Origin of the sequence: Pseudomonas sp. 39004 (assembly GCF_028682155.1) — a bacterium.
Taxonomy (GTDB): Bacteria; Pseudomonadota; Gammaproteobacteria; order Pseudomonadales; family Pseudomonadaceae; genus Aquipseudomonas; species Aquipseudomonas capeferrum.
In genome coordinates this window covers 1-5,550 of the sequence record NZ_JANIAG010000255.1, presented here as the reverse complement: position 1 = coordinate 5,550, position 5,550 = coordinate 1, and the positions used below count along the sequence as shown (strand labels likewise).

The 5,550-nt window shown below is 56.2% G+C and carries 4 protein-coding genes, 1 other RNA gene and 1 pseudogene; 2 read left to right on the top strand and 4 right to left on the bottom strand.

Annotated elements, in window-relative coordinates; translation table 11 throughout:
- Positions 1-215 (top strand): annotated as a pseudogene (locus NP534_RS25380) (hypothetical protein); the annotation flags it as partial.
- 1,088 nt (positions 216-1,303) lie between these two features.
- On the opposite strand, the gene NP534_RS25375 reads toward NP534_RS25380, so the two are convergent.
- From NP534_RS25375 to NP534_RS25360, 4 genes are all read right to left on the bottom strand, one after another.
- Positions 1,304-2,017: a TIGR02391 family protein gene (locus tag NP534_RS25375; RefSeq protein ID WP_274100540.1), complete on the bottom strand. Its 714-nt coding sequence runs from the start codon at positions 2,015-2,017 to the stop codon at positions 1,304-1,306.
- Positions 2,018-2,524: 507 nt separating this feature from the next.
- Positions 2,525-3,781: an integrase domain-containing protein gene (locus tag NP534_RS25370; protein WP_274100539.1), complete on the bottom strand. Its 1,257-nt coding sequence runs from the start codon at positions 3,779-3,781 to the stop codon at positions 2,525-2,527.
- A 187-nt stretch (positions 3,782-3,968) separates the two neighbouring features.
- Positions 3,969-4,360, bottom strand: a transfer-messenger RNA (tmRNA) gene (gene ssrA, locus NP534_RS25365).
- 98 nt (positions 4,361-4,458) lie between these two features.
- Positions 4,459-4,752 (bottom strand): hypothetical protein, encoded by a 294-nt coding sequence (locus NP534_RS25360; protein ID WP_227696445.1) that lies wholly within the window; start codon positions 4,750-4,752, stop codon positions 4,459-4,461.
- A gap of 457 nt (positions 4,753-5,209) precedes the next feature.
- Here NP534_RS25360 and NP534_RS25355 point away from each other — a divergent pair, with 457 nt between their 5' ends.
- Positions 5,210-5,458 carry a hypothetical protein gene (locus tag NP534_RS25355; RefSeq protein ID WP_274100538.1) on the top strand — a complete coding sequence of 83 codons (249 nt, stop codon included), beginning with the start codon at positions 5,210-5,212 and terminating at the stop codon, positions 5,456-5,458.
- Positions 5,459-5,550 lie beyond the last annotated feature (92 nt).

Below are 5,550 nucleotides of genomic sequence, written 5' to 3'. Positions count from 1 at the left end.
ACGGCACCTTGTGCCTGGTCGACGGGACCGACGCCGCCTTGCGTTCGGGGGGCAATATCGTTGCCTTCATGGCCCGCAGTAACCTGATCGCCTGGGTCCGTCTGGGCACACTGGCGATCAAGGATCTCAAGGCGTGCTATGCGGCAGGCGCTTTGGATGTGGAGGTTGTGGATGCTTATCTGGAGGCGGAGTACGCGCGTTTGCTTACCGCGTGAGCGGGTATACGTGAGAGCTGGTTGGGCGGATTTCCAACCTCAAAGCAGAAGCCGCCTGCCTTGAATAGATGGCGTGGTGTTAGCCAGCTGAGCTCACGCCAGGATACTCGCGCTCAGTCACACAAGCACAGTCGGGCACTACAAGGAATGTCCGCTTTGGGTCCAGGCTGTGTGAAAACACGCTCCTGGTGTTGATGCATGCGTTCCTACGCGAAATCTACTGAAAAAATCGGCTGCTCAGCAGACCTGAAATTTGCGTAGGAACGCGATTATCCGAGTGACTCCGTCAGCCGTACCGATCGAAAACGTTTTTACACAGCCTCGGTCAATTGCAGTCCTTTGTGATGGGCAGCCATCGGCCACATCCAGTCTTAGCACTAGCCTAACTGGTCGTTCAACGCGCACGTAATACCGGTTAACTAAGGCGTTAGGCATCTCAAGGATATTTTTGTGAGTCTGGAACATATTTTTAAAACGCGAGTTAAGCGTGCTGCCAATGTGCTTGCGGCCCCGCAGGCCGGACCGAGGTACATCAGGTTCACGTCGACAGATCTTTCCAGTACGGCCGCATTAAATTGCCTTCATACTCGGTTCCCAGTAGAGACAACTGCGACGCACTATCTCTATCAAGTTACCTTCGAAGGTAAGAATTCTCAGCTCATTACAAGAGCAAGGAGTGCTTTTAGGCGCGCTCGCTCGACCAAGTCGCGGAACATGAGTCGTGACAACTCTGCACATCCGAGTTCGAGGTCAATTTATGTTGGCACCTCGAAGAATATGTACAACAGATTCCGAAGTCACCTAGGAACAGGTACGGGCACGACTACGTGGGGGCTCTATTTGTCTGCTTGGGCGGCCCCACTCGGTGCGGAATTTCTCGTCGTGTACTACGAGTTCAAAGACTCAATCGACGAGGATATCGAGCTTATCGAGGGCGTGCTTTGGGACTCCCTCCTGCCCCTTTTTGGGAAAAAGGGTGGAAAATGAAGTGCAGCCTAACTTGCCGTCATACAAGGCTAAAGTCAGCCAAAGGCAGTCAGTAGCTAAAGGCTACGCCACAACCGCCAGCGGGGAGGGGGGCGACACCATTATGTAGGGCGACGGCTGTCGACGATGCCGAGTAAGTGGGACGCCATGATGATCATCTCCCGCGCCTCAGACGCCTCAAGTCCTACATGACGATGGCTTTGGGGGTTCTTGTAGCTTCCGATTGCGCCAGACATTAGGTTCATCAACGCCTGCCTTTCGCCGGCTTCGGCCATCTTGTCCGTCAGTGGCCCGCCTTTGGGGTCAAAGGCCCGCGCGGTGAGCTTGGTGCCAAGGAATTCATCGCCGAGGCCTGCTGCTTGACGGATTGATACTTCGAGCACTTTGAACGCCTCAAAGACGGCCGTATCGAACAATTCTTGTCTGAAGAGACTGAGTGCGGTGGACCGTAGTGACGCGTGAAGCATGTCCTCCGGGAGTTGACGATCTGCTATCCACGACTTCAGCGATACGCCTTGCGCATAGTGCTTTCGCCCCAGTCTTGTAAGGGTCATCCATTGGGCGTCATGACTAGGATGATGACAAATGAAGCCGTTGCAATAAAGCCAGGACCACGCTTCCGAACATGCCAGCGCTGCGAGTTCGTTCTGGTCGTAGTCATCTCGCACGCCGGATAGGAAGTTTTGGGTGCACTCGGCGTCTTGCGGACGCTGTAATTTGCTCCCGAGGACCTGAAGAACAGATTGGCTCAAATCCAGCAAAGGAACGTCGCATAGTTGCGTGGCCGTTGGGTAGATTTCCTTGAGGCGCGGCATAAAAACACACTCCAAACTGTTCACAATGACCACAGTCTATAGCCGATGTCGTTCCGGAGTGGAAATCACCGTGCCCCCGCCCCCATAAACCGGGCAACCAGGAAGGACGGTTTTTGGCCGGTTGCAGTCCTTCAGTGCTTGGCTGACGCACTCGCGCTGAGTGGCACCCGCTGACACCCATCAACTGCAAACGGCTGGTCAGCGCGAATGCAGATGACTGGTCAAGTCGGATGCAAACAACTGGTCAGTGGCAATGCAATTAGGTGGTCAAGTGAGATGCAATTACGCAGAGCCCATGCGAGTGGGAATGCAGAGCCTTCCCGCTCGCGTGGGCTTGGCCGAGAAAGCTCCAAGAGAGAGGCTTTTAACGGCGACAGTCGCCACTTCTGTCGCCATGCTGCAGACAAGGTATTACGCGGGTTGTCGCCGGTGTCGCCGCTGTCGCCAAATCAACCATCACTCCATCTGGGGAGTCATTCTCGGTTACTGGCGGCGTCCGGTGAGCGCTCACCGTATCGGCACGACGTTGTGGTCCCTGGTTTGATTGATCGCAGATGCCGACAGGTTGCCAGTGGCCGCTTTCTGGATGTGCAAACTCCACCAAGCCATCATCGGACGCCGGCGTTCGATGTAGTCCGCCCGGTTGTAGGCACTACGGACTTCATCCTTGTCGACATGGGCAAGGGCGACTTCGATTAGCTCCGGATCCCATCCATGCTCGTTCAGGATTGTGCTGGCCATGGAGCGCATGCCGTGGCTGACCAAGCGGTCCTGAAAGCCCATTCGTTTCAACGCCATGTTGGCTGTCTGGCTATTCGCGTGGGTGCGCGGGTTTCTATCTGACGGGAACACATATTCCCTGTGGCCGCTATGGGGCTTAAGCGTCTCCAATAACGAGAGTGCATGTTCGGTCAGCGGGATTGTGTGCGGACGGCGCTTTTTCATTCGCTCCGGAGGGATGGTCCAGATGCGTTTGTCGAAGTCGATGTCTGCCCATCGGGTAGTCGCTGCTTCGACAGGGCGGGTCATAGTGTGTAGCTGCCATTCGATCAGGCAGCGGGTCGTCCGCTTGATGCTGGCGTTCGCGATTTCCATCATGAGTTCGGGAAGCTCATCAGCTGGTAGCGCGGCCATGTTCTCTTTTTTGGGTTTCTTGAAGACCGCTCGAATGCCGCTGAGAGGGTTGGCAAAGATCATTCCGGAATTGACCCCGTAGGTCATGATCTCGTTAAGCCGCTGGCTTACCCGCTTCACGGTCTCGAGGCTACCTTTGGCCTCAATCGGCCGAAGGAGCTTGATGACCATCGGGGCATTCACTTCTGATAACGGCGTTGATTTCATGCTCGGAAATACATGCAGCGTGAGTGAGCGCCAGATGTCTTCGGCATACGCTGGGGTGACAGAATCCTTCTTCAATTCGAACCACGCGGTGGCTACGTTCTCGAACGTATGTTCCGTTTCCGCTCGTTTGGCTTCCTGCAATTCATTACGCTGAGCTTTGGGGTCAATGCCCTGTGCGAGCAGCTCTCTGGCCTCAACGGTTTTCTTCCTGGCTTGCGCAAGAGAAACCTCGGGATAGGAGCCGAGTGCCATGTTGATTCGGTTCTTGGTTACTGGATGCCGGTAGTTGAAATTCCACTGCATCGAGCGATTGACCCTGACTCGCAGCTGGAGCCCGTCGCCATCGGTGAGGACGTAATCCTTGTCTTTCGGTTTGACCGCCTTGAGCTGGCGGTCGGAGAGGCGGGTGGTTTGAGCGCACATGAGAAGTACTCCATGACACCTTTTGGTATTCCCAAGATTAGCGCCGGGTAGCCGGGAATACCATTGGGAATACCAAACCGCCTGGAACTCAAAAAACCTGGAAAGCCCCCCGCAGCCCTGAAACCCCCGTATTCACTGGATTTCAGGCACAAAAAAAGACGTCCGTGGACGTCTTTAGATGATGAAGTGGTGGAGCCGGGGGGATTTGAACCCCCGTCCGCCAGTACTCCGCTGTCGGTACTACATGCTTAGCCGTGTCTACTGATTTAATCCGCAGCCGCCCGACGGGCAGGGTGCTTTGGATGAGTTGGGTAAGTTTTAGTCGCTTTGCCCCCAACGTGCTACACGACGATCCTGTTCTGTATGACAATCATTTCGGGTTTACAGGCATCCCCTGATGATTGCTGGAGCCGAAGCTACCAGGAGAGCGGGCTCAGCTGCTTACGCAGCGAGAGCGTAACCCTCGTAGTTTTCGTCATTGGCAACTATAGAAAGTTGCAACAGTGGATTTACGAGTTCTGTTACCAACTCGGCATGCACCTAGAGTTTCGCTACCGGCGTCGAATCCTAATCGGCCCCACACTCAGCTCTAGCTGACCGTACCTTTCGGCACGTGGGCTGAGTATACGCGCTAAAGCGGGCGGCGTCGACAGCAGGTTCCGCCGCCCGCTTCAGGCTCAGGCACCGCCGCCGCCGGCCGAGCCGCTGCCTTTCTCGGTTTTTTCCAGGCGTTCCAGGACTTTGCTGGTAATGGCAATGCATTCCTTGGTGTCGCCCGAGGCTTGTGCGGCTTTGGCTTTGTCGACGTGCTCGGTGAGGGCTTTGTCCAGGCCCTCGGAGGTAGCGCCGGCGGTGGCCATGCTGTCGTCGATTTTCTGCAGGTTGGCGGTGCAGAGGTCGTCTGCGGCGAACACTGGCGAGGCCAGGAGGGTAGCGGCCGCGAAGAGGGCCGAAAGCGCGGTACCTTTCATGGGTGACTCCTTCTGAGGCCTCTGGAAGGTGGGCCTGTAAGGTGGACTGCGCAGGTTTGGCGAGGGTTCAATCGGGATGGTGGCGGGGCGATATGATGGGATGGCTAGGCGTGATTGCGTCGCTTTGGGCGGCGGGGCTGTAGGGGAAATCGGAACTTGAAACCAAATGCTTCAGGTGGAATTGGTTTAGGAATTATCCTGCCGGCGCCGCAGCCGTTTCTCTGTTGTCGATGATGAGCGCAGGGGCTAGTTTCCCTGGGTCGCCATGGTTTGGCGATGGGGTGTGAGAGCCCGCTCCATTCAAGAGATTTACCGTCATGGTAGCTGTGCGCGGGCAGGCCTTGTGCCTGGCCGGTTTCCTCCTGTTTGGCCGGTCTCTCACCCCGCGTACAGCTGCCACCCATTCCTGTGAGAGGGAATGGGCGGAGCGTCATGCACACAAACGGGAGAGAGATTTATGAAGAAGATTGTTCCTGACCCACCCAGCCAAACGTCTTCACGTTCGTTCTACACCATCGACAACAAGGTGCCTTCACCTGAGGCGCTGTTGTACGCCATTCAGTTGATGCGCGGTATTGAAGACACCTTGGACGAATACATCTGCGACAATGCCGGTGAGCCGGGGATCGGTATGCTGGTGAATTCGGTGCATAACGTGCAGATGAGCAGGGCGTTGGCTGAGTTGGTGCTGGCTCGCGAGCCTTGAGGGATTGGCGGGGCTAGTGCTTGTCATGGCATTTTTGGCGCCTGTGAGATCGAGCGCCGCCCGCGCGGCGCATCGCGAGCGAAGCTCGCTCC